The organism is Streptomyces sp. NPDC006879, assembly GCF_042869595.1.
Taxonomy (GTDB): domain Bacteria; phylum Actinomycetota; class Actinomycetes; order Streptomycetales; family Streptomycetaceae; genus Streptomyces.
In genome coordinates, this window is record NZ_JBIAGC010000028.1 from 1 (window position 1) to 19534 (window position 19534).

At 70.0% G+C, this 19534-nt stretch carries 22 protein-coding genes and 1 pseudogene; 11 read left to right on the plus strand and 12 right to left on the minus strand.

All coding sequences use genetic code 11. From position 1 onward, the window contains the following. Window positions 1-431: 431 nt before the first annotated feature. The 7 genes from ACFYMC_RS20110 to dmpG form a co-directional block, all read right to left on the minus strand. Window positions 432-758, minus strand: a complete 327-nt coding sequence (locus ACFYMC_RS20110) for a hypothetical protein (RefSeq protein ID WP_388526918.1) — start codon at window positions 756-758, stop codon at window positions 432-434. Further along, the gene (locus tag ACFYMC_RS20115) at window positions 755-1099 is read right to left on the minus strand and encodes a hypothetical protein (RefSeq protein ID WP_388526921.1); all 345 of its coding nucleotides are present in this window, start codon (window positions 1097-1099) and stop codon (window positions 755-757) included. Before ACFYMC_RS20115 ends, ACFYMC_RS20110 begins: the two co-directional genes overlap by 4 nt. A gap of 326 nt (window positions 1100-1425) precedes the next feature. Next, window positions 1426-2490 (minus strand): hypothetical protein, encoded by a 1065-nt coding sequence (locus tag ACFYMC_RS20120; RefSeq protein ID WP_388526923.1) that lies wholly within the window; start codon window positions 2488-2490, stop codon window positions 1426-1428. Further along, window positions 2487-3332 carry an HpcH/HpaI aldolase/citrate lyase family protein gene (locus ACFYMC_RS20125; protein ID WP_388526926.1) on the minus strand — a complete coding sequence of 282 codons (846 nt, stop codon included), beginning with the start codon at window positions 3330-3332 and terminating at the stop codon, window positions 2487-2489. Before ACFYMC_RS20125 ends, ACFYMC_RS20120 begins: the two co-directional genes overlap by 4 nt. A gap of 8 nt (window positions 3333-3340) precedes the next feature. Next, window positions 3341-3571 carry an acyl carrier protein gene (locus ACFYMC_RS20130; RefSeq protein ID WP_248013774.1) on the minus strand — a complete coding sequence of 77 codons (231 nt, stop codon included), beginning with the start codon at window positions 3569-3571 and terminating at the stop codon, window positions 3341-3343. Beyond that, window positions 3568-4548 carry a beta-ketoacyl-ACP synthase III gene (locus ACFYMC_RS20135; protein ID WP_388526929.1) on the minus strand — a complete coding sequence of 327 codons (981 nt, stop codon included), beginning with the start codon at window positions 4546-4548 and terminating at the stop codon, window positions 3568-3570. Before ACFYMC_RS20135 ends, ACFYMC_RS20130 begins: the two co-directional genes overlap by 4 nt. Next, complete coding sequence (gene dmpG / locus ACFYMC_RS20140; RefSeq protein ID WP_388526931.1) at window positions 4545-5585, minus strand: 4-hydroxy-2-oxovalerate aldolase; 1041 nt, start codon at window positions 5583-5585, stop codon at window positions 4545-4547. The genes ACFYMC_RS20135 and dmpG overlap by 4 nt, the downstream gene beginning before the upstream one ends. Before the next feature lie 659 nt (window positions 5586-6244). Here dmpG and ACFYMC_RS20145 point away from each other — a divergent pair. The 4 genes from ACFYMC_RS20145 (at window position 6245) to ACFYMC_RS20160 (ending at window position 8238) form a co-directional block, all read left to right on the plus strand. Continuing rightward, window positions 6245-6406: a hypothetical protein gene (locus tag ACFYMC_RS20145; RefSeq protein ID WP_388526934.1), complete on the plus strand. Its 162-nt coding sequence runs from the start codon at window positions 6245-6247 to the stop codon at window positions 6404-6406. A gap of 642 nt (window positions 6407-7048) precedes the next feature. Next, the gene (locus ACFYMC_RS20150; protein WP_388526937.1) at window positions 7049-7231 is read left to right on the plus strand and encodes a hypothetical protein; all 183 of its coding nucleotides are present in this window, start codon (window positions 7049-7051) and stop codon (window positions 7229-7231) included. 138 nt (window positions 7232-7369) lie between these two features. After that, window positions 7370-7777, plus strand: a complete 408-nt coding sequence (locus ACFYMC_RS20155; protein WP_388526939.1) for a hypothetical protein — start codon at window positions 7370-7372, stop codon at window positions 7775-7777. 74 nt (window positions 7778-7851) lie between these two features. Continuing rightward, a complete protein-coding gene (locus ACFYMC_RS20160) occupies window positions 7852-8238 on the plus strand; it encodes a hypothetical protein (protein ID WP_388526942.1) in 387 nt (128 codons plus the stop codon). A 77-nt stretch (window positions 8239-8315) separates the two neighbouring features. Here ACFYMC_RS20160 and ACFYMC_RS20165 read toward each other — a convergent pair whose 3' ends face one another. Further along, window positions 8316-8897, minus strand: coding sequence for a hypothetical protein (locus tag ACFYMC_RS20165; protein WP_388526944.1), 582 nt, complete (start codon window positions 8895-8897; stop codon window positions 8316-8318). 227 nt (window positions 8898-9124) lie between these two features. Between ACFYMC_RS20165 and ACFYMC_RS20170 the strand changes: the two are divergent. After that, window positions 9125-9421, plus strand: a pseudogene (locus tag ACFYMC_RS20170) (carbamoyltransferase N-terminal domain-containing protein); the annotation flags it as partial. 317 nt (window positions 9422-9738) lie between these two features. Here ACFYMC_RS20170 and ACFYMC_RS20175 read toward each other — a convergent pair. Continuing rightward, the gene (locus tag ACFYMC_RS20175; RefSeq protein ID WP_388527130.1) at window positions 9739-10614 is read right to left on the minus strand and encodes an undecaprenyl-diphosphate phosphatase; all 876 of its coding nucleotides are present in this window, start codon (window positions 10612-10614) and stop codon (window positions 9739-9741) included. Between the two features lie 530 nt (window positions 10615-11144). On the opposite strand from ACFYMC_RS20175, the gene ACFYMC_RS20180 reads away from it, so the two are divergent. The 3 genes from ACFYMC_RS20180 (at window position 11145) to ACFYMC_RS20190 (ending at window position 12540) form a co-directional block, all read left to right on the plus strand. Further along, window positions 11145-11438, plus strand: coding sequence for a DUF3040 domain-containing protein (locus ACFYMC_RS20180; protein ID WP_388527133.1), 294 nt, complete (start codon window positions 11145-11147; stop codon window positions 11436-11438). Window positions 11439-11519: 81 nt separating this feature from the next. Beyond that, complete coding sequence (locus ACFYMC_RS20185; protein ID WP_388526947.1) at window positions 11520-11906, plus strand: STAS domain-containing protein; 387 nt, start codon at window positions 11520-11522, stop codon at window positions 11904-11906. A gap of 19 nt (window positions 11907-11925) precedes the next feature. Continuing rightward, a complete protein-coding gene (locus tag ACFYMC_RS20190; RefSeq protein WP_388526949.1) occupies window positions 11926-12540 on the plus strand; it encodes an ATP-binding protein in 615 nt (204 codons plus the stop codon). Window positions 12541-12560: 20 nt separating this feature from the next. Here ACFYMC_RS20190 and ACFYMC_RS20195 read toward each other — a convergent pair whose 3' ends face one another. Further along, a complete protein-coding gene (locus ACFYMC_RS20195; RefSeq protein ID WP_388526952.1) occupies window positions 12561-13520 on the minus strand; it encodes a SigB/SigF/SigG family RNA polymerase sigma factor in 960 nt (319 codons plus the stop codon). A 220-nt stretch (window positions 13521-13740) separates the two neighbouring features. On the opposite strand from ACFYMC_RS20195, the gene ACFYMC_RS20200 reads away from it, so the two are divergent. Next, on the plus strand, window positions 13741-15363 hold the full coding sequence (locus ACFYMC_RS20200; RefSeq protein ID WP_388526955.1) for an FAD-dependent oxidoreductase: 1623 nt from the start codon (window positions 13741-13743) through the stop codon (window positions 15361-15363). A 110-nt stretch (window positions 15364-15473) separates the two neighbouring features. Here ACFYMC_RS20200 and ACFYMC_RS20205 read toward each other — a convergent pair whose 3' ends face one another. Further along, window positions 15474-16205: a TVP38/TMEM64 family protein gene (locus ACFYMC_RS20205; RefSeq protein WP_388526957.1), complete on the minus strand. Its 732-nt coding sequence runs from the start codon at window positions 16203-16205 to the stop codon at window positions 15474-15476. A 209-nt stretch (window positions 16206-16414) separates the two neighbouring features. Between ACFYMC_RS20205 and ACFYMC_RS20210 the strand changes: the two genes are divergently transcribed. Further along, on the plus strand, window positions 16415-17296 hold the full coding sequence (locus tag ACFYMC_RS20210; protein WP_388526960.1) for a patatin-like phospholipase family protein: 882 nt from the start codon (window positions 16415-16417) through the stop codon (window positions 17294-17296). Between the two features lie 16 nt (window positions 17297-17312). Then, window positions 17313-18158, plus strand: coding sequence for a spermidine synthase (locus ACFYMC_RS20215; RefSeq protein ID WP_388526962.1), 846 nt, complete (start codon window positions 17313-17315; stop codon window positions 18156-18158). Here the strand turns inward: ACFYMC_RS20215 and ACFYMC_RS20220 are convergent. After that, window positions 18145-19476 carry an MFS transporter gene (locus ACFYMC_RS20220; protein ID WP_388526965.1) on the minus strand — a complete coding sequence of 444 codons (1332 nt, stop codon included), beginning with the start codon at window positions 19474-19476 and terminating at the stop codon, window positions 18145-18147. The two genes, ACFYMC_RS20215 and ACFYMC_RS20220, sit on opposite strands and share 14 nt — an antisense overlap. Window positions 19477-19534 lie beyond the last annotated feature (58 nt).

Consider the following 19534-nt stretch of genomic DNA (forward strand, 5'->3'; position numbering starts at 1 on the left):
CAAACTGCGGTGCTCGACCACCCGGATCACCAGCCTCATCCAGGCCATCCTCACCCTTCATCTGACCAGCTCAGAGTGAAGATGGAAAAGGCTCACTGTCTCCACCTCCCCCTCCATGAGCTCGCACGAGTATACGAGTGGGAACCAACGTCTCTGCTCAGCACGCGACGCAATGAGAATTGTCCCGTCTCATTAGATCTTGCAGGGGCGAGGCCGTTGACCTGCGGGGTGACAGGTTCAACCGCGACTTGCTGGGGGGCAGCGACGAGGCGTCGCGAAGACGCGTGGGCGGTGCGGTTGGCGCGTCTCATGGATCATGGCGAGGGTGATGCCGCGTGAGCAGGACCTTGTCAGGTTGGCGAGACGCTTGACGGCCGGTTTCGCATTGAAGATGGCAGTTTCCTCGTTGGAAGCCGCAGTAATGGACGTGTTCAGGAAGAGGGGCGCCGCTGACGATCCTGAAGCTCACCGCGGGCGGTCGACCAAACGATCTCGAACTCATCGGCCGACAACGACTGCGGGTCGTGCCCTTCCCACTCGGAGATGGGTGGTTCCGCGGTCAGACCGTAAACGCTCTCGTATTCAGCTGACCGACCGTCTCTGTGGGCCTCTTGCCACTCGGCCAGCGAGGCAGCGGTCAGAGCCTTGCTTCCGGGCTCCTGCAACTCGACTTGCCGGATCACATAGCCATCGGCGTCCAGCTCGAAGTAGAACCAGACGGCTTCCTCGTCCCAGAAGCAGCGAACCCAGGTCGTCACGGGTTCACCGCGTCGAAGGGCTCGTCGTGCCAGCGCCAGCCGGCGGTGCCGTCGTCGTGGATGTGCAGCATGAACTCGGCGACCGGGCCGCCGTCGGGAAGCGTCAGGGTGAGCGCACTGCGGATCTGGGTGTAGCAGGCGTCGGCCCGCTCCCAGTCCTCCTCGTCGGCAGCCCGCTCTTGCTCACTGAAGAGGGGGCGAAACTCTTCAAAACCAGGAAGTGTCTCGACCTTTGCGTGTGTCCAGGGCATATCGGCGCCGGTCACGGTCAGCCGGGCAATCTCCTGGTCGCCGTGGTGGAGCCGCCAGATACTGCCGGTGGTCAGGTTCGGGTTGGTCATGTCTCCCATGATGACGATCGGCACTGACAGGCGGGGAGTGATCACCGCCCCTTCCTGATCGTGGCGATGACCATCTCATGCAGCGGAAGCTGATGGGGTGCGATGTTGAGTCGCTGTGCTGCTTCGGCCGGCAGTTGAGGATGGTCTCGCCAGTGTGGCGAGGCGAACAGGCCGGTGAGCACGATGGTTTCGGGGTAGGTGGCCAGCTCGATCCGGGGTGCAGTACAGGCCGAGGTGCACCGGGTCCTGGGCGCGGAGGCCCAGACTCTTGCCGCACGTCTTGCAGCGCTGCCGGGCGGGGAAGAGCTTCTCCTTGCTTGCCGTGGTCATCGGATCGGCCGTCCTTCCCGCTCGCGTTCAAGCCTCAGCTGCTTCCTGGTCGCCTCACGGGCCTTGTCCCGGAAGTAGATCGCCTCCTTGTGCGTGATCGGTGCGTCGTGGAGGTTGTGCGAGCCCCGCAGGAAGTTCTCCGTGCGGTCGGCGACGGAGTACGCCAGCGCCTGCTCGATCACCGCGGTGGTCTGGCGCACCTCGCCCAACTCGTCGAGTAGCTTGCGCAACAACCCGTCCCGCTCGCGTTCAGCACCCTCGATGTTCGCCAGGTGTGCCACCACGCTGCCCAGCAGCGGGTCACGGGAGCGGAACAGCTCGACCGCGCGCTCGGTGGCAGGATCGGCATCAAGGCGCAGGTCGAGCTGCGCCAGCAGGAACGCTGTCACCAGCGTGCCCTGGCTCAACCGCCGGCTGAACTCCCGAGCAGCGCTGTCGTTCACGCCCAGCTCGCGGACCGCGGCTGCTCGCAGCTGCTCCCGCAGCGCGTTCATGATGCTCTCGGGCAGCGCCTTGATGTGCGGCTGGCTCTGCACGCCGGTCAGCCGGAAGCCCGATTGGGGGAGCGTGGAGGTCTCGCCTGTGCTGCTCAAGCCCCCCTTCGAGGCCGGGCTCTGCACGGCATCCTGGTGGTCGGTGAGCTGCAGCGATCCGGGCGTTACATGCTCGGGTTCATCCGGTGCGGCGACGACGTCATGAGCAGCGACTTCGGCTGTAGCGGCGTCCTCGACGGCCGGTTGTACCCCGGGGGGCGGGACGGCGGCAGCCACAGGGCCCGCCGGTGCGCCGCCCGAGAGCATGCCGCCAGCAGTGTTCTGGCCGCCGCCGGCACCACCGCGCTGACTGGATTTGGTCTGGCTGCTGTAGTGGGCGTCGGTGTGGATGGGGGCGACGTTGCCGCTCAAGGCGGCGCCGAGGAGGCTGTCGAGTTCGGTGACGGTCCGGCCGGGCCGGTGCTCGATGACCAGGCCGGGGGCGAGCTCGCCGTAGGAGAGGCCGACGTTCTCGCGGATCCGCTCGGCGTCGAGGGCGCGGTATCCGCGGGGCGGCGCGGTGCTCATGAGGTCTGGTCCGCTTCGGCGACCAGCGCGCGGGCGCGGTTGAAGAAGGGGGTGCCGCGCATGTGTCCGTCGACGGTGGTGACGGTTCCGCCGCTGGCGTCGGCGGCCGCGACGATGGCGCGGGCCTCGGCGATCTCCTGGGCGGTGGGGGTGAACACGTCGTCGATCACCTGCACGTGACGGGGGTGCACGCAGCCCTTGCCGTAGAAGCCGAGTTCCTTGGCGCGTTCGGCGTCGCGGCGCAGGGCGTCGGGATCGTCCATTTCCCAGGTGGGGGCGTCGATGGCGGGGATATTCGCGGCGGTGGCGGCGTTGATGAGGGCCGAGCGGGCGTAGTGGAGGGCTTCCCAGCCCAGGCCGCAGCGGACGGAGGCGGCGTAGTCGGCGGAGCCGAAGATGACGCCGCCGAGGCGGGGTGCGCGCATGATCTCGGGCAGGTGGTCGAAGGCGTGGGGACTTTCGATCAGAGCCCAGATGTCGGGGGTGTAGCCGTCGGCGTCCAGGGCGGCGGCGACGAGTTCGACGTCGCGGGCCGCTTCCACCTTGGGGACCACGATCAGGTCGGGGTGGGCGGTGTAGGCGGCGAGGGCGACGAGGTCCTTGATGCCGTCGAGGGTGGTGAGGCCGTTCATGCGGATGCCGAGGGTGCACGGCGGATCGGCGAGGGCGAAGAAGGCTTCGGAGGCGGTTCGGGCGCTCTGCTTGTCGTGCAGGGCGACGGAGTCCTCGATGTCGACGACGGCGACCGAGGCGCCGCAGGTGCGGGCCGCTTCGAAGCGGTCGGTGCGCAGGCCGGGGGTGATGATCCAGGCCCGTCCGGGCCGACGGCTGGTGTGGGTCATGGGGCGGTCTACCTTCCGTTGCGCTTGGTGGTGATGAGGAGGTCGAGCTGCCCGAGGGTGGCGGCGTCCTTGATGTCGCTGTCGGTGATGTCGATGCCGTACCGGTCGGCGAGCAGGACGGAGAGCTCGACGACGGCGAGGGAGTCGAAGCCGGCATGGTCGAGGCTGGCGTCGTCGGTCAGCTGGCCGGCGGGCAGCTTGAGGTCGTCGGTCAGGATGCGGGCGAAGTCGCCGGTCATGCCGGGGCTCCTTCCAGGCGGCGGGTGCGGGTGAGGTTGGGCCAGGTGAGGGTGAGGGCGCCCCAGGTCAGTCCGGCGCCGAACGCGGTAAGCAGGGTGCGATGCCCGGCCTCCAGGCGGCCGTCGGCGCGGGCCCGGTCCAACAGCAGGGGGATGGAAGCCGCGCCGGTGTTGCCGACCTCGGCCACATTGCCGAGCTGTCGGTCCTCGGGGACGCCGAGCTGGCGGGCGACGAAGGAGGTGATGCGGTGGTTGGCCTGGTGCGGGACCAGCCGGTCGACGTCGCCGAGGCCCCAGCCGGCAACGGCGGCGGCCTGCCGGGAGGCGGCGGCCATGCGGTCGACGGCGTGACGGAAGACGTCGGCTCCGTCCATGTGGAGGACGCCGGGGTGGTCGGCGCGGATCAGGTCCGCGCCGGTGCCGTCGCTTCCCAGCACGACCGGACCGAGCGCCCCCGGCTCGCCTGCGGTGCCATGGCGGAGTAGCAGGGCGCCAGCGCCATCGCCGAACAGGGGGACGGTGGTGCGGTCGTCGGGGTGGGGGAGGCTGGCCAGACGGTCCGCCCCGATGACCAGGACCGTGCGCGCGGTTCCGGCGGCGATGAGTCCGGCGCCGGTGGCCAGGGCGTAGAGGAAGCCGGTGCAGCCGGCTGCGAGGTCGAAGGCGGGGATGCCGGTGAGCCCGAGGCGGGTGGCGACGGCGGGCGCGATGGCCGGGCAGCAGCGGTCAGGGGTAGTCGTGGCGAGGACCAGGGCGTCCACGTGCTCCGGTTCGCCGCTGGTCAGGGCCTGGGCTGCGGCCCGCACGGCGAGGTCGGCGGTGGACTGCTCCCGACCGGCGACGTGCCTGCGGGTGATGCCGGTCCGCGAGCGGATCCACTCGTCGGTGGTATCCAGGCGTGCGGTCAGGTCCGCGTTGGAGACGACGGATGCGGGGAGGGCTGCGCCGACCGCGGCCACCACGGCGGCCCGGGTCATCGAGAGCCCGCCTTGAGCTGCCGGGCGACATCACCGATCAGGTCTTCCTGCCCGGCGACGATCTGCCGCTGGCCGAGGGCGAGGAACAGGTCGATGGCGTTGACGCCTTCGGCGCGGGCGGCTTCCAGGACGGGGCGCTTGAACCCGGAGAACACCCCCGCCAGCCCGCCGGCGACCGCGATGGAGTCGATGGACGGCGGGGCCTTCATCAGGTGGTCGGCGGCGACATCGGCGGCGGACAGGACCTCGCGCAGGCCGATCCCGGTGTCGAAGCCGCGCCGGTCGAGCACGGCCACGAGGGCTTCGAGCTGAGTGTTGCCCGCTCCGGTACCGAACCCGCGGGCGGTCGCGTCGATGACGGATGCCCCCGCCTCCACGGCGGCCAGCGAGTTCGCCACGGCCAGACCCAGGTTGTTGTGGCCGTGGAAGATGACCGGGACGTCCACGGCCTCGGTGATGGCGTGGACCCGCTCGATCACGTCTCCGGGGAGGTAGCGGCCGGCGGAGTCCATGATGCCGACGGCTTGCGCGCCGTACTTCACCATCAGGGCGCACTGCTCGGCGAGGCGCTCGGGGCTGGCCATGTGGCTCATGAGCAGGACGCCCTGGGCTTCGGCGCTGAGGGAGCGGGCGGTTCCGAGGTGGCGTTCGGTGACGTCGGCCTCGGTGCAGTGCGCGGCGATGCGTACGACGTCGGCGCCGAGGTGGACGGCGGCCGTCAGGTCCTGGGAGGTGCCCCAGCCGGGGGCCATGAAGACGCCCATCTTCGAGGAGGTGAGGGCCTCGCGGACGGTGGTGAGCATCGTGGCGTCGTCGAGGAGGGCGCGGCCGATCTGGAGACTGGAGGCGCCCAGGCCGTTGCCGTGGCCGACTTCCACAACCGGCACCCGGGCCGCGTTCGTGGCGGTGGCGTAGGCGCGGAGCTGGTCGACGTCGAGCTGGTGGCCGACCGCGTGGTGCCCGTCGCGCAGGGTCGGGTCGTGGATCAGAACGGAGGGCCAGGCCGCTCTCGATGTCCGGATGCGTGATATCCACAACAGGGCGGCCGGGGAGGTCGCAGGCTCAGGCGCATAACGCGCTGTTGCGGGCAGCCGGGCTCCATTCCCGGTCGTAGGCGTTCACCGTCTCGGCTTTCCACCACCGGATGCCTCTGGCTGAACTCGCGGCCACGGGCCCGGCATCAGACCGCGACCGCGCTGGCCGTCGCCATAGTCCCTGGAGGGATCGAGCTCGGTGGCCTGGAGCCCCTGGACGGTTGCTGCCGGAGGGGTGTGATGGGTCTGGGCGCGGCGCGTGATGCCGCAACGGCGCCAGGCGGACTTCGGTGCCTGGGCGTCCTTTAATGTCCGGAACCTTCATGTCGCGGTATGTGCAGGTCCACCGCCGCGGCCTGTGAGTACCTCGAGTCCCCCCTCCGAACGTTCCCCTTCGGGACGCAGGAGATGCACTGGGGATGGCCGGCGAGGAGTCCGGCGAGCTGGGGGAAGCGAGGCTGACAGATGCGGCACGGCGACGGCCCGCGGTGGTTGACCCGGCTGAGGTGCGGAATGGCCAGTTCTACGCCGCTCTCATACGGGCGAGCGCTGACTGAGGGGCGCTTCGCCCTTGAAGCGGAAGCTGCAATGTTCGCCCGGGTAGATGAGAGGCAACCCCCACATCGCCAAGATTCTCGAGCGGTGCAGCTAGGCTCGTAGGCATGGGATTTGACTGGGAGAACATGCTCGGCACAAGCGGCAACGGCCTCAGCGATGCCTACGACAGCGCGGTCTCCGCAGTCATCTACAGCGAGGACCCGGGGGTTGATCGTCAGCCACTCCCGGTCGGAGAAGAGCACGACGACTCCGACGGCCTGCGCTGACCTCAGTACACACACCACAACGGCGTGTGGTCGCGGCATCCCATGCTGATGCTGCGAGCGCCCCGCCGGAAGACCCTGGTCGCTCGTGCGTCACGCGGCCTTGACCAAGTCGGCCCGGGTCGCTCTCTCCCACTCGACCAGGAGTCGTTGGTACTCCGCCGCGCGGCCGGGGGTGTCGGGCTCCGCCATGAGCCGGCGGATGGCCGCATTGATCCGTGCAGCAGCAGGGCGAAGCCTTCCGTGAGACCGGGAGGGGGAAGGCATTGGTAAAGCGTACGATCCCGCACCGACAACTGTCGTCAGCTTCCCGCAGTGGAGGGCTTGGCTGACGCTCGGGCGGCTGCTCCCGGCGAAAACGCCGACAGCCGACTTCCCGACTCCGCCCGTGCCTTCGCGGGGGTTTCAGTGGCGGATGCCGTCGATCAGACCGCGTGCGCACCGGCAGAGCCGGTGTTCATCCTCATAGAAGCGGCGCGGAGCGCGGTGCGAGGTCACGGCCGAGCAGTTCGAGAGGGCAGGTTGTTCGGTGACCTTCCCGCGGCCTCCGCACGGTACCCGGGAACGGGGCGTGATGATCGCATCCCGCCTCGCCACGAGCCCGCTCGGCTGCCGTTGGACTACCTCCCGCACTGAGTGACCGCCGTGACCGTGGAGACCGCCACGGGGCCCATGGAGCGCCTCGGGGCGAGTGTGACGCCGTCGGACCGGCCGGTGGTTCTCCGTACGGAGGAGGACCGTGTGCACCTTCCCGCGGAAGCGGAGGAAGGTGCCACCGTCGTCGCCATGACCGGCCCGGCTCTTGAGGAGTATCTCAACCGCTCCTGACAGAAGACGCGAGGAGGAGAAGAGGGGCCTCCCCGGTGCTCGACGCGGACGGCAAGAAGGTGTTCGAGCGGGTGTACCCGACGCGGTTGACGTACGCCAACGGAACGCCGGTGGACTAGTGGGAAGAAGATAGTGGACATGACAGATCTCATCCGGGAGGGACGGCTCTTCAGAGTCACCGGTTTCCTCCCTTCGCACCGGCAGCTCTTCCTGGCCAGTGAGGCCACACTGGTGGACGGGACCACGACGCGGGTCGAGGTTTCCATCGGGCATGTGGAACTGATGTTCCTCAAGCCTCTCTACCGGAACGGACTCCACATCCGGCGGGCGACCGCCGCCGACTTCGCCGTGCTCAGCGAACGGCATGGTATTCCGGCGACGGAGGCCTCCTACACCTGGATCCTGGATCCGGACGGCGAAAGTTTCGTCGTCGCCAGTAATCCGAACTGGCGGGAGGCGGAGTACGCCCTGATGGGTGAGCGGGAATCGTTGTACGACGGGCCCTGGCCGCCGGAGTTCCCGGCGGAGTCGGGGAACGTCGGCTGACCGTCAAGCCGGTGCGCCGGCGCCTCCGGATCCTCGGGAGCGCCGGCCCTGTGTTCCTTCGTCTGGAGAAGCGCGTGAGTGCTGACATCTTCGTGATGCGGTTCGAAAGCGGTGAGACGGCCCCGTTGGACATGGGCGTCGCGCACGAGGTCCTCGGCCCCTTCGCGGTGGCGCGAGAGGCGGACTTCCTGTCGGTGAGGACGGCGGACGGCGAGGAGGCGGACGTGTACTTCAACCCCCCGACCGGCATCACCTTCAACCGCTTCGGAGGTGGCGGGGTCACGGACCTCCTGGCCGTCCTGCTACGACGTCTTGACGCCGTGCTCGTCGCTCCGGGAGGGCCAGTCCTGGTGCCGCGTGAAGCGCTCCGGCAGCTGCTGCCGGATGCCCTGACGGACGGCTGCCCCGTGGTCGTCGCAGGCACCGGTGCGGAGATCGACCGAGCCTTCAAGGCTGCCTGAACAGGGATGGACAGAGGGGCTGTCCGCGGTGCGGATGCACCGGGGAAGGCCCCTTTCTCCGTTTCCGGGCGACGGCGTCAGCCCGTCGTGGCCGCGATCTTCTCCAGTTGGGCCTTGATCACGGGCTCCGGGATCGCCGCCTGCTTCGGGTCGAGCATGTTCACTCCGTAGAACACGGCGATCACGCCCCCGCTGCGGACGACGGTGTATGTCATCGGCAACTTCTGCTTGCCGATGTCGCCGGTGATCCGGTAGCAGACGGCCTCGTCGCCGAGCTTCGGAGCCGGGAGGCTCTCGACCTTGCCGTACGCGAGGCCGAGGGTCTTGAAGCCCTTCGGGCATGCAGCGACGGCTGCGCGGAGTTCCTTCACGACCCGGGAGGCGTCGTCCTGCGAGTGGGAGGCGAGCCACATGGAGCCGACGGTCGCGTTTTTCGCCTCGCCGGGCTTGAGGGAGCGGTGGACCGTGCTCACTGCGGGGAGGCGCGTGAACCCGCCGATGAGGCTGGCGAGGGGCTGGCAAACCTTCTGGTCGGCCTGCATGCCGCGGCCGGCGTCGACCTCCGCCGTACTTATCTTCTTGGCGTCGAAACCCGCCGTCATTCCGGTGATGGCGTGGTCGCCTTCGCCGGGGAGGAGCGCTTCTCCCGCCGCAAGCACCACAAGGACTCCCGCTCCTACGCGGTGGCCGCGGCCTACTGCCTGTCCGGGGCCGGCATCACCCTGGCCGACGTTGACGAGATCGCCATCGCCTTTCAACCCGGCCTAGCCTACGCCGAGCGACATCTGCACGGACGCCGAGGTGATCGCCGAACTCCTCGACCCCGCCCTGTTCGGCCACCACCGGCCCCGGTAGGTCACCGTGGTCGAGCACTACCTCGCGCGCCGCCTCCGCCCTCCACTCCAGCGGCTTCGACGAGGCCGCCGTCCTGGTGGTCGACGGCTCCGGCGACGGCGTCTCCGCCGCCCTCGCCCACGGTGCCGCCGACGGACTGAAGGTCCTGCGCCAGTTCCCGTTCAGCCAGTCGCTGGGCTGGTTCTACGAGACCGTCGCCGAACACCTCCGACTCGGCAACTGGACCAGCTCCGGCAAGCCCATGGGCCTGGCCGGCTACGGCAACCCCGACCGCTACACCCTCGACTTCCTCACCGTCCGCGCTGGCGGCTCGTCGAGAAGGAGCTGAGCGACGTCATCGTGACGGCGCAGTGGCACTTGCCACCATCTGCCCGGACCCGGAGAAGGCGCTCGCCGGCCGTGCCCGGGGCCTGCTGGCGAGCCTCAGCCTGGACTGGCCCGGGCCGGCCGCCATGCAGAAGGGCCCGCCACAGCTGTGCGGGCCCTTCTGCGTCATCCCCAACTTTGCGGACGCACACGCCCTGAGAGGGCGCATCCCGCCTCCCCGGTGGGAGACGACTGGGAGAACAGTGGGAGATGATCATGGCTCGATGCTGCGTTCAGGTGCACGGAAATGCTAGATCGCGACCCCGTGCGGCGGCCCTGTCAGCCGCCGGATTCGCCCGCGTGCGGGCTGATCACGTCGGCGCCCACCAGGAGGTACAGCGCGAGCCCCAGCAGGATCCGGTAGATCACGAAGGGCATGAAGGACTTCGTGGTGATGAACTTCATGAACCAGGCGATGACCGCGTAGCCGGAGGCGAAGGCGACGACCGTGGCGAAGATGGTCGGACCCCAGTAGATGGCACCGCCTTCGGTCGCGTGCTTGAGTTCGTAGCCGCCGGATGCCAGCACCGCGGGAATGGCGAGCAGGAAGGAGTAACGTGCCGCGGCCTCACGGGTGTAGCCCATCAGCAGGCCACCGCTGATGGTGGCGCCGGAGCGGGAGACTCCGGGGATCAATGCCATGGCCTGGCAGAAGCCGAAGATGAGACCGTCGCGGACACCGAGGTCCCGGAGGGTCTTGCGTTCGCGGACCACCCGGTGTTTGCCGCCGACTTCGTCGCGGGCGGCTAGCCGGTCGGCGATGCCCAACACGATGCCCATCACGATCAAGGTGGTGGCGATCAGCCGCAGGTCACGGAAGGGCCCCTCGATCTGGTCCTTGAGAGTCAGTCCCAACACACCGATGGGGATGGAGCCGACGATGACCAGCCAGCCCATCTGCGCGTCGTGGTCCGAACGCATGTGCTTGTCGCGCAGCGAGCGGAACCAGGCGGACAGGATCCGCGTGATGTCCTTGCGGAAGTAGATCAGGACGGCCGCCTCGGTGCCGATCTGGGTGATGGCCGTGAAGGCTGCACCCGGGTCCTGCCAGCCCGCGAACGCAGCGGTCAGCCGCAGGTGGGCGCTGGAGGAAATCGGGAGGAACTCCGTGAGTCCTTGGACGAGGCCGAGGATCAACGATTCGAACCAAGACATGAAGTGGCAAGCCATCCAGGAGAAGACGGGAGTGATCGGGGTCTTGGTGCAGCGTAGCGTCCCGAATGACGCCGGAATCTCCGGGTAGCCGCAGGATGGAAGAGAGGCCATCGCGTCTCGTACGTGCCAGGTGTGCGGGAGCCGTGCGAGGAGGTCGCCGTGGGAGGACGGATCTGGAAGTTCGACCGGACGTCCAGGCACGGCTCGGACCTGGTCGGCTTCGAGGTGGTCGCGACGGACCGGCCCGTGGGCAGGCTTGATCCTCACCCCGAGGATGTGGGTCGGTCCTCGCTCGTGGTGGAGACCGGTTCGCTGGATCCTGGGCCGACGGGTGGTGCTGCCGGCCGGGTTGGTGTCCAGTGTAGATACGGCACACGCGTGCGTGTACCTCTCGTGCGACCGCGAGACGGTGCAGGATTCGCCGGATTTCGAGCGGGGTCGGCACGAGGACGACGTGGCCTTTATTCGCCTCGTCGAGATGCATTACGCGAACCGTCACATGTGACGTATGCGAACGGGAGGCGCTGGTGATGGATGGACCCGGGCTCTCCGACCACGAGCAACGGATGCTCTCGGAGATCGAATCGGAACTCAGAGCCGACCGGGGCCTGGACTTCAGTCTGAGGACGATGCGCCGGCGCCTGGGCGCGCCCGGGGAAACCCTGCTGCTCGGTCTGCTGACCGTGGGGACCCTGGTGCTGCTCGTGGCCGCGGGCCTGTCCCGAGGTCCGGTCCTCATCTGGGTCTTCGCTATTGTCTGGACGGCGGTCTTCGTCGCGGCGGTGCCGCTGCTCGGCCGCCTCTGGAGGCGGCGCCGCGGCTGACCGCTGCGACTGTGGGCCTCCGTAGAACGTACATTCGCCACAGAGTTTCGAAGCCTGCGTGAAGGGAAACCGGAGTACCGGATGCAACCGGATGGGTACGGAAGGCAGACGACGGGCGGTGAGAGGTTCACCGCGCACGTCAGCAGGGCTGTGCGGTCGGCCGTGATCGCACTCTCCGGAGAACTGGACCACGACAGCGCCGACCGACTGCGAGCTGCCCTGGACGAGGCGCTGGCCCTCGGTACCGAGCGGGTTCTGGTGGACTGCGCCGGGCTGGGGTTTTGCGACTCCACCGGATTGAACGTGCTGTTGCAGGGCAGGCTGGCCGCGCAGGAGGCGGACAGCCGGCTGGAACTGGCGGCACTGCGACCCGCAGTGTCCCGGATGCTCGATCTGACGGGGGCAAAGGCCGTATTCACGGTGCACGCAGGCCTGGACGAGGCGTTTGCGGAAACCGGTCGGCCCTGAAAGTCTGCGGGAGCGGCACATGAGCGAGGCAGTGCAGCCGCCGGGGCAGACCCGGCGACTGGCTCTGTACGGAACCGGTGGAGTGGTCGGCAAATGCCGCGATTTCTGCCGTGAGGCGCTGTCCGACTGGGACTGGCCGCCGGTTCCCGCGCACCAGGACGCGGGCACCAAAACCCTGGGCGCGGGGGCAGCCCTCGGTCTGCGAAGCGGTGGGCGTGAACCGCACGTCGCCGAGGAGGGGATCGACCTGCTCGACGGCCTCGTCGACTTCGACGAGGACCTGTTCGCGGCTCCGGACGACCGGGCCGCACTCGTCGAGGACGTCCTGCTGCTCGTGTCGGAAGTGGTGACCAACGCGTGCCTGCACGCCGGAGGCCCGACGGAACTCGCCCTGCGCTACCCCGCGGGCCCCGACGGAAGCCTGCGGATCGAGGTCAGCGACCCCAGTCCTGCGCCGCCCCGCCCCAGGCCGAGTGGTGCCGCCCATCTGCCGGGCGGGCACGGACTGATCGTGATGAGCAGGCTGGCCCGCGAGTGGGGGGTGCTGCCCCAGGGATCGGGCAAGACGGTCTGGCTGGAGATGGCTCCACTGCCGGCCAAGGCCCCGCCGGGGAGTAGGACCCAGGCCCACTGAGTCGCTCGGGCCCCGGTGGGTCAGCGCGCCGGGGCCCGGCCGTCGGTGGACTCGGGCCCGCCGCCCTGCTCGTCCGGCGGCTCGTCCGTCAGTAGGCCGCTGCGCAGCGAGGCGAGGATCCGGGTCAGCAGCCGGGAGACGTGCATCTGTGAGATTCCCAGACGGGCGCCGATCTCGGACTGAGTCAGCTCCTCCCCGAAGCGCAAGGAGAGGATGGCCCGGTCCCGCTCGGGCAGACGGGCCAGGAGCGGCCTCAACGACTGCAGGCACTCGATGGTCTCGAAGGCGTCGTCGACCGCCCCGAGGCGACGCATCACCGAACCCAGCCCCTCCTCGTCCTCGCCGGCAGTGATGTCCAGCGATCGGGCCACGTAGCCGTTCGCCGCCCGCTGGCCTTCAGCGACCTCCGCCACGCTGATGCCGAGACGGTCCGCGAGCTCCCGCTGGGTGGGCGTGCGCCCCAGCACCTGTTCCAGGGCGTCGGAGCACTTCGCCAGGTCGATACGGAGCTCCTGAAGCCGCCGTGGCACCCGCACGGCCCAGCTGGAGTCCCGGAAGTACCGTTTGATCTCGCCGACCACCGTCGGCATGGCGAAGGAGACGAACTCCACGCCGCGATCGAGCTCGAAGCGATTGATCGCCTTGATCAGGCCCAGGGTGCCGACCTGGACGATGTCCTCCATCGGTTCCGCGCGGTTACGGAACCGTGCGGCTGCGTACCGTACGAGGCTCAGATTGAGCTCCACCAGGGTGTTGCGCACGTAGGCATGCTCGGTCGTGCCCTCTTCCAGGACGCGAAGGCGGCCGAAGAGCACCGTCGACAAGGTCCGAGCGTCCGCCGTGGGTACGGAGGTCGGGTCCGGGATCTCCGGCAGGTCCGCCAGGGTGGCCGGGCGCTGCGCCCACGAGGCGGTTACCACGTCGCCGCTCTCCCGGCCCTGGTCCGCCTGCTGTCGGTCGGAGTGGGTGATGGCTGACATGAGGCTCCTTCTGAGTCCCCTGAGGCCGATTTACCCGTTCGAGAGATTCTGAAGCTTCACACACCGCCGTGCCCGCTGGCCTGCGGTGACCGACCCGGCGGCGGGCTCGCCCCGGCTGCTGGCACGGTGAAGCCGCACCTGATCCTTCCGGTACCGGCCGCGGCACTCGGGGTAGGAAGACAACAACGGCCGTGCGGTACTCCGAAGGCGGTGTGACGGCATGAACGGACCAAGGCGGGCACCCAGCACGCGCGCGGACTCCCGGTCCTTCTGGCTCGATACCGCCGACCCGCCCCCGCACGCGCCGCTGGACCGTGATCTCTCAGTGGACGTGGTCGTCCTGGGCGCAGGCGTCGCGGGACTGTGCACCGCCTTCGAGCTGGCCCGTGCGGGCCGTGAGGTCATCTTGCTGGAGGCAGGGCGCACCGCCGGTGGGACGAGCGGGTTCACCACCGGCGTGCTCTGCACCCTGCAAGGCCTCACCTACTCCCGGATCGTCCGCACTCGCGGCGAACTCAGTGCGCGCCGCTACGCAGCCGCACAGCAGGATGCGCTGGGCCGGGTGGTCGAGCTCTGTGCGGAACTGGCCATCGACTGCCAGCTTGAGCGGCTCCCCGCCTACAGCTACGCGCAGCGGGAGCAGCTCGCCCAGGACCTTGAGGCCGAAGCGGCAGCCGCCCGCAGGGCGGGCCTGGACGCCCGCCTGGTGGCCCAGACCGCCCTGCCCTTCCCGACGGCCGGCGCCGTGCGGTTGGCCGGGCAGTACCAGTTCCACCCGGTGCTCTTCCTCCAGGGGCTCGCCAAGGCCTTCATCGGGCTCGGTGGACGCATCTACGAGCAGACCCGGGTCACCGGCCTGCACGAGGGCGCCCGCATCAGACTCGGGACCGCCGGCGGTCACGCGGTCCACGCCCGCGAGGCCGTCATCGCCACCCAGTTCCCGCTCTTCGGGCCGGCCACGCTCACCATGCGGCTACGGGCGCGCCGGGAACTCGTGGTGGCCGGGCCCATTCCCGCGCACGGAGACCCGAAGGGCGTCTACGGGGCGGTCGAGAGCAGCGGCTGCTCGTTGCGCACCGCCCCCTACCGTGCGGGGCAGCGGTTGCTCATCGTCACGGGAGAAGCCTTCCCGCCCGGCGCGGGCGGGGTGGCCGAGCGGTTCGACCGGCTGGAGGACTGGGCGGTGCGCCGCTTTCCCGATCTCGCGGACACCGGAAGGTTGCGACGGTGGGCCACGCAGGACGTCGACTCGGGCGACCGACTGCCCTATGTGGGCCATCTCCACCCCGGTACGCAGCATGTCTACGTGGCAACCGGCTTCGGTGGCTGGCCGTTGACCAACGGGGTGATGGCCGGACGGCTGCTGGCCGCCCACATAGGTGGCGGCCCGCGTCCGGACTGGACCGAGCTGTTCGACCCGCGGCGGGTACTGCCGCCCCGCGAGGTCCCCGACGTCCTGCGGACCCAACGGGCGGTGGCAGGTCACTACCTCGGAGATCGCCGCGGGCTGGAACGAGTGCACTCGCTGGCCGAGGTCGCCCAGCTACCGAAGGGCAGTGGGGCCGTGGTGCGGTTGGACGGCCAGCCGTGCGCCGTTCACCGCGACGAGCAGGAAGCGGTCCACGTGGTATCGGCGCGCTGTCCCCACCGGGGCTGCCTGGTGGGCTTCAACGACGCCGAGCGCACCTGGGAGTGCCCCTGCCACGGCTCGCGCTTCGACATTGACGGTTCGCTGCTCCAAGGGCCCGCCACGCAGCCGCTCGAACGCCTTGAGGACGGAGCCGGTGTGCCGCACGACGAACCGGGCCGGACCCCACCGGAAGCGGGACAGGACGCGGCCTGAGCCCGGCACGCAGCGCCGGACGCAGGGTTTCGGCTCGCTGTGGGCAAGCCTCGGGCGGGGCCTCCTCAGCGGGGGTGCCGCGTGGGCCCGCGCGGCACGGGGGACCGGCCTCATGCGCTCCCGCCGAGACGGTGCCGTTTGCGCCACCCCACCACGGCGCCCGCCACCGCGGTCACGGCTATGAAGCCAGCCGAGGCGAGGAACACCGGGGAAGTCGGAGCGGCGGCCAGGCTGCCGGCGATCACGTACGCAGCCGTGTTCGGGATCGCCCCCAAAGCAGTGGCCAACAGGAAGGGGAACCAGCCCATCCTGGAGACCGCCGCGCAGTAGTTCGCCGCGGCGAACGGGATTCCGGGCACCAGACGGGCGGCCAGGGTGGAGCGGAAGCCGTGCCGGCTGAGTTGCCCGTCAATGCCTTCCAGCAGGCGACCGCGCAGCAGCGGGCGCAGGGCCTCCTGCCCCAACAACCGTCCCAGCCCGAAGGCGATGCCCGCGCCGAGCACGGTTCCGGCAATCGCCGCCGCCAGCCCCAACGCGGAGCCGAAGAGGGCGCCTGCGGCCAGGTTCAGCAGGGGACGGGGAACGAACGCCGAGGTGCACACGCCGTACGCCAGGCCGAACAGCGCCACGGCAAGGCCCCCACCCGTGCGGAGCGGCCAGCCCTGCGCGAGCAGACGCTGGGGTTCGTAGAGCACCACGCACACGATCGCGGTCGCCAGCAGCAGCGCGAGCAGGGCAAGTCGCATCCGCGGGGAGACCAGGAGCCTGGCTCTCGGCGCGCCGTGCCCCGCGTGCTCTGGCACGAGCGGAGCGGCGGCTGTCGTGGTGGCGATGTCGGGCATTCGGGCAGGCTAGCCCACCGGGTCTTTGATCGCCGCAGTCCCGACGTGATCCGAGGCTGGTCAAGCGGGTCCGCTCCCGGGCCCACCGGCGCTTTCGGGAGGGCCGTTCGCGCCGGCCAGTGACCCCGTTCGGCCGACCTCGAATGGTGAGGTGCCCCGCGCTGGGTCAGACTGCCGTCACCACCACGCGCGCGAGGGAGGCGAGGGCGATGGGCGAGACCGCACTGGTGCTCGGCGGGGGCGGGCTCACCGGCATCGGCTGGGAGTGCGGGATGCTGCACGGGCTGGCCGAGAGCGGGGCTGATCTCTCCGGTGCCGACTTGGTGGTCGGCACTTCGGCCGGGTCCGTGGTCGGCGCACAGCTGACCTCGGGGTTGCTGGGGCTCGATGCGCTCTACGAGCGTCAGCTTGCGGATCCGGGTGGGGAGGACGCGGCGCGCATCGGCGCGGGCGTGCTCGTACGCTTCGCCTGGGGGATGCTCCGTGACCGTGATCCACAGGCCTACGGGGCGCGCATGGGGGCCGTGGCCCTGTCCGCGGAAACCGGCGCTGAGGCTGACCGCCGCCAGGTGTTGGCGCAGCGCCTGGTCTCGCATGAATGGCCGGCGCGCCGGCTCCTGGTGACCGCGGTCGACGCGGCCACCGGCGCCTTCCGTGCCTTCGACCGGGACAGCGGAGTTCCCCTCCTCGATGCCGTCGGAGCCAGCTGCGCGGTCCCTGGTGTCTGGCCCCCGGTCACCATCGGGGACCGGCGTTGGATCGACGGCGGCGTCCGTTCTTCGGCCAACGCCGACCTCGCCGCCGGTTACCGAGCGGTGATCATCTTGGCTCCGGTCGCTGCCGGTGCCGGCCCCGTGCAGTCGGCCCGCACGCAAGCAGAGCGCCTGCGCTCTGCTGGTGCCCGGGTGCTGTTGATCACCCCTGATGCCGGTGCGCGCAAGGCATTCGGCCCCAACATGCTCGATCCCGCGCGACGGGCCGCGGCTGCGGAGGCGGGCCGGGCCCAGGCCGCGGCGCACGTCGAAGAGGTGGCCCAGGTGTGGAGCGGCCGGACGGGTACACGGCAGCGGGGGCTCACCGAACAGCCGTAGGCCCCACAATGGTGCGGTGAACGAGCCGATACCCGTGATCCGGGACGTGGACTGGGGCACCGCCAAGTTGATGCCCGATGTGGACCGGCCGCGGGCCTGGCTGCTCACGGTCGACGGGGCCCCACAGTCCTACGTGGACCTGGACGACCCCGAGCACCTGGAGTTCGAGTACGCCCGCCGGCTTGCCCACGTAGTGCAGTGCGCGGTTCCCGGACAGGGCGCACTCGCCCTCACCCACCTGGGCGGTGGTGGCCTCACGCTCGCGCGCTACTGCGCAGCGCTCCGTCCCGGGTCTCGCCAGCAGGTGGTCGAGGCGGACGGGGCCTTGATCGAGCTGGTCGCCGAGTACCTGCCGCTGGCTGCGGACTGCGGGATCACCGTGTGCCACGGGGAAGCGCGTGCCTGGCTGGAGCAGGCGCCCGGCGCCACGGCCGATGTGGTGATCGCCGACGTCTTCAGCGGCTCCCGGGTGCCCGCCCAGTTGGCCACCGTGGAGTACGCCGAGGCCGTGCGACGCCACCTGCGCCCCGGCGGGGTCTATGCCGCCAACCTCGCCGACGGCGCACCCTTTGACTTCCTCCGTTCCCAGCTGGCCAACCTGGCTACCGTCTTCACGCACCTCGCGTTGATCGCGGAGCCGTCGGTGCTGCGCGGTCGCCGCTTCGGCAACGCCGTTCTGGTCGCCGCGGACCGCCCGTTCGACCTCGACCGGCTCGCCCGGGCGTGCGCGGCGGACGTCTTTCCGGCCCGAGTCGAGCGGGACGGAGCGCTGGAGCGCTTCATCGGCGGTGCGCAGCCGGTCCCGGACGGCCGCGCGGTCGCGTCTCCGCAGCCCCCGGGTGGGGCGTTCAGCCTGGGGTGACCGTCGGCGCGGCGGACGCCGCAGGTGCGGTGGTGCCAGTGGCTCCTTCCGTGGGCGCCGTGGCCTCGCCCGTGGCTACTGGTTCCGGGGTGCGCCGGCTGATGGTGCGTACGTCGGGTACGAACAGGACCGCCCCGGTGACGAGTACGACCAGTGTCGCGCAACCCCACAGCGCGTTGGAGCGGCCGACCAGCGATTCCGCGGGTCCGGCCAGAGCGGTGGCCAGGGGCAGCATCGACACGGAGCCGCACCAGTCATAGGCGGCCACCCGGGAGAACTTCTCCTCCGGGATTTCCTGATGCAAGCTCGCCATCCAGGAAACGCCGAACACCTCGATGGCGGTACCACTGAGGAACATCACGAGGCTGAGCCCCCAGGCCGGCAGGGGGACGGCCAGTGCAGCGGAGGGAAGCGCCAGGGGGAACACGCAGAGGGTGCCCACGAGCAGCAGCCGTCGGGGCTTCCACCTCATCATCAGCAGGGCTCCGCAGATGGTGCCGGCGCCGAAGGCCGCGAGCGCCAGGCCCCAGGGGCGGGCGCCGCCGAAGTGCTCCTGGGCGACGAGCGGCCCGTACACGGCCTCGGCGGCGCCGACCACGGCGACGACGACGGAGAACTGCAGGATGATGCTCCACAGCCAGGGGCGGCCGATGACTTCGCGCCAGCCCTCGCGTAGATCGGCGAGCAGGCCTTCGCCGGGAGGACGCTCGGCAGCGGGCCCGACGCGTAGGAAGGCGCGCAGGGCCCCGGCCGCGGCGAAGGCCGCGGCGTCCACGGCGAGTACCCAACCCGGGCCCACGGCGGCGATCATCGCGCCCCCGAGGGCGGCGCCACCTATGCCGGCGCCGTTGACGGCCAGCCGGAAGAGGGCGAAAGCCCGGTTCGCGTGCTCACCGGAGACGGTGGCGAGCAGCATTCCCTCCGCGGCCGGGTTGAAGAACGCCGTGCCCGTGCCGCACAGGGCCGTCAGGAGCATCATCTGCCACAGCTGTGGTTGACCGGTGAGCACGAGTGCGGCGAAGGCCGCTTGGGACAGGCAGTTGAGGGCGTTCGCGGCCACCATCACGCGGTGGCGTGGGAAGCGGTCCGCGAGGGCGCCGCCGATCAGCAGGAAGAGCACGAGCGGCAAGGTGCGTGCGGCTGCCACCAGACCGACGTCGCCACCGTCACCGCCGTGCTGGAGCACGGCGAAGGCAGCGGCGATCAGGGCGCCGTGACTCCCCAGGTTGGTGATGATCGCCGAGGCCGTCAGCAGCGAGTAGTTGCGTCCGGCCCAGTGCGGCAGGCCCCGGGCGGCGGTGGGAGGGAGCCAGTTCACCCGTGGACTATCGCCGGCCCTGCCCTAAATGCCAAACCAATATCGGGTGGTCCGCAGA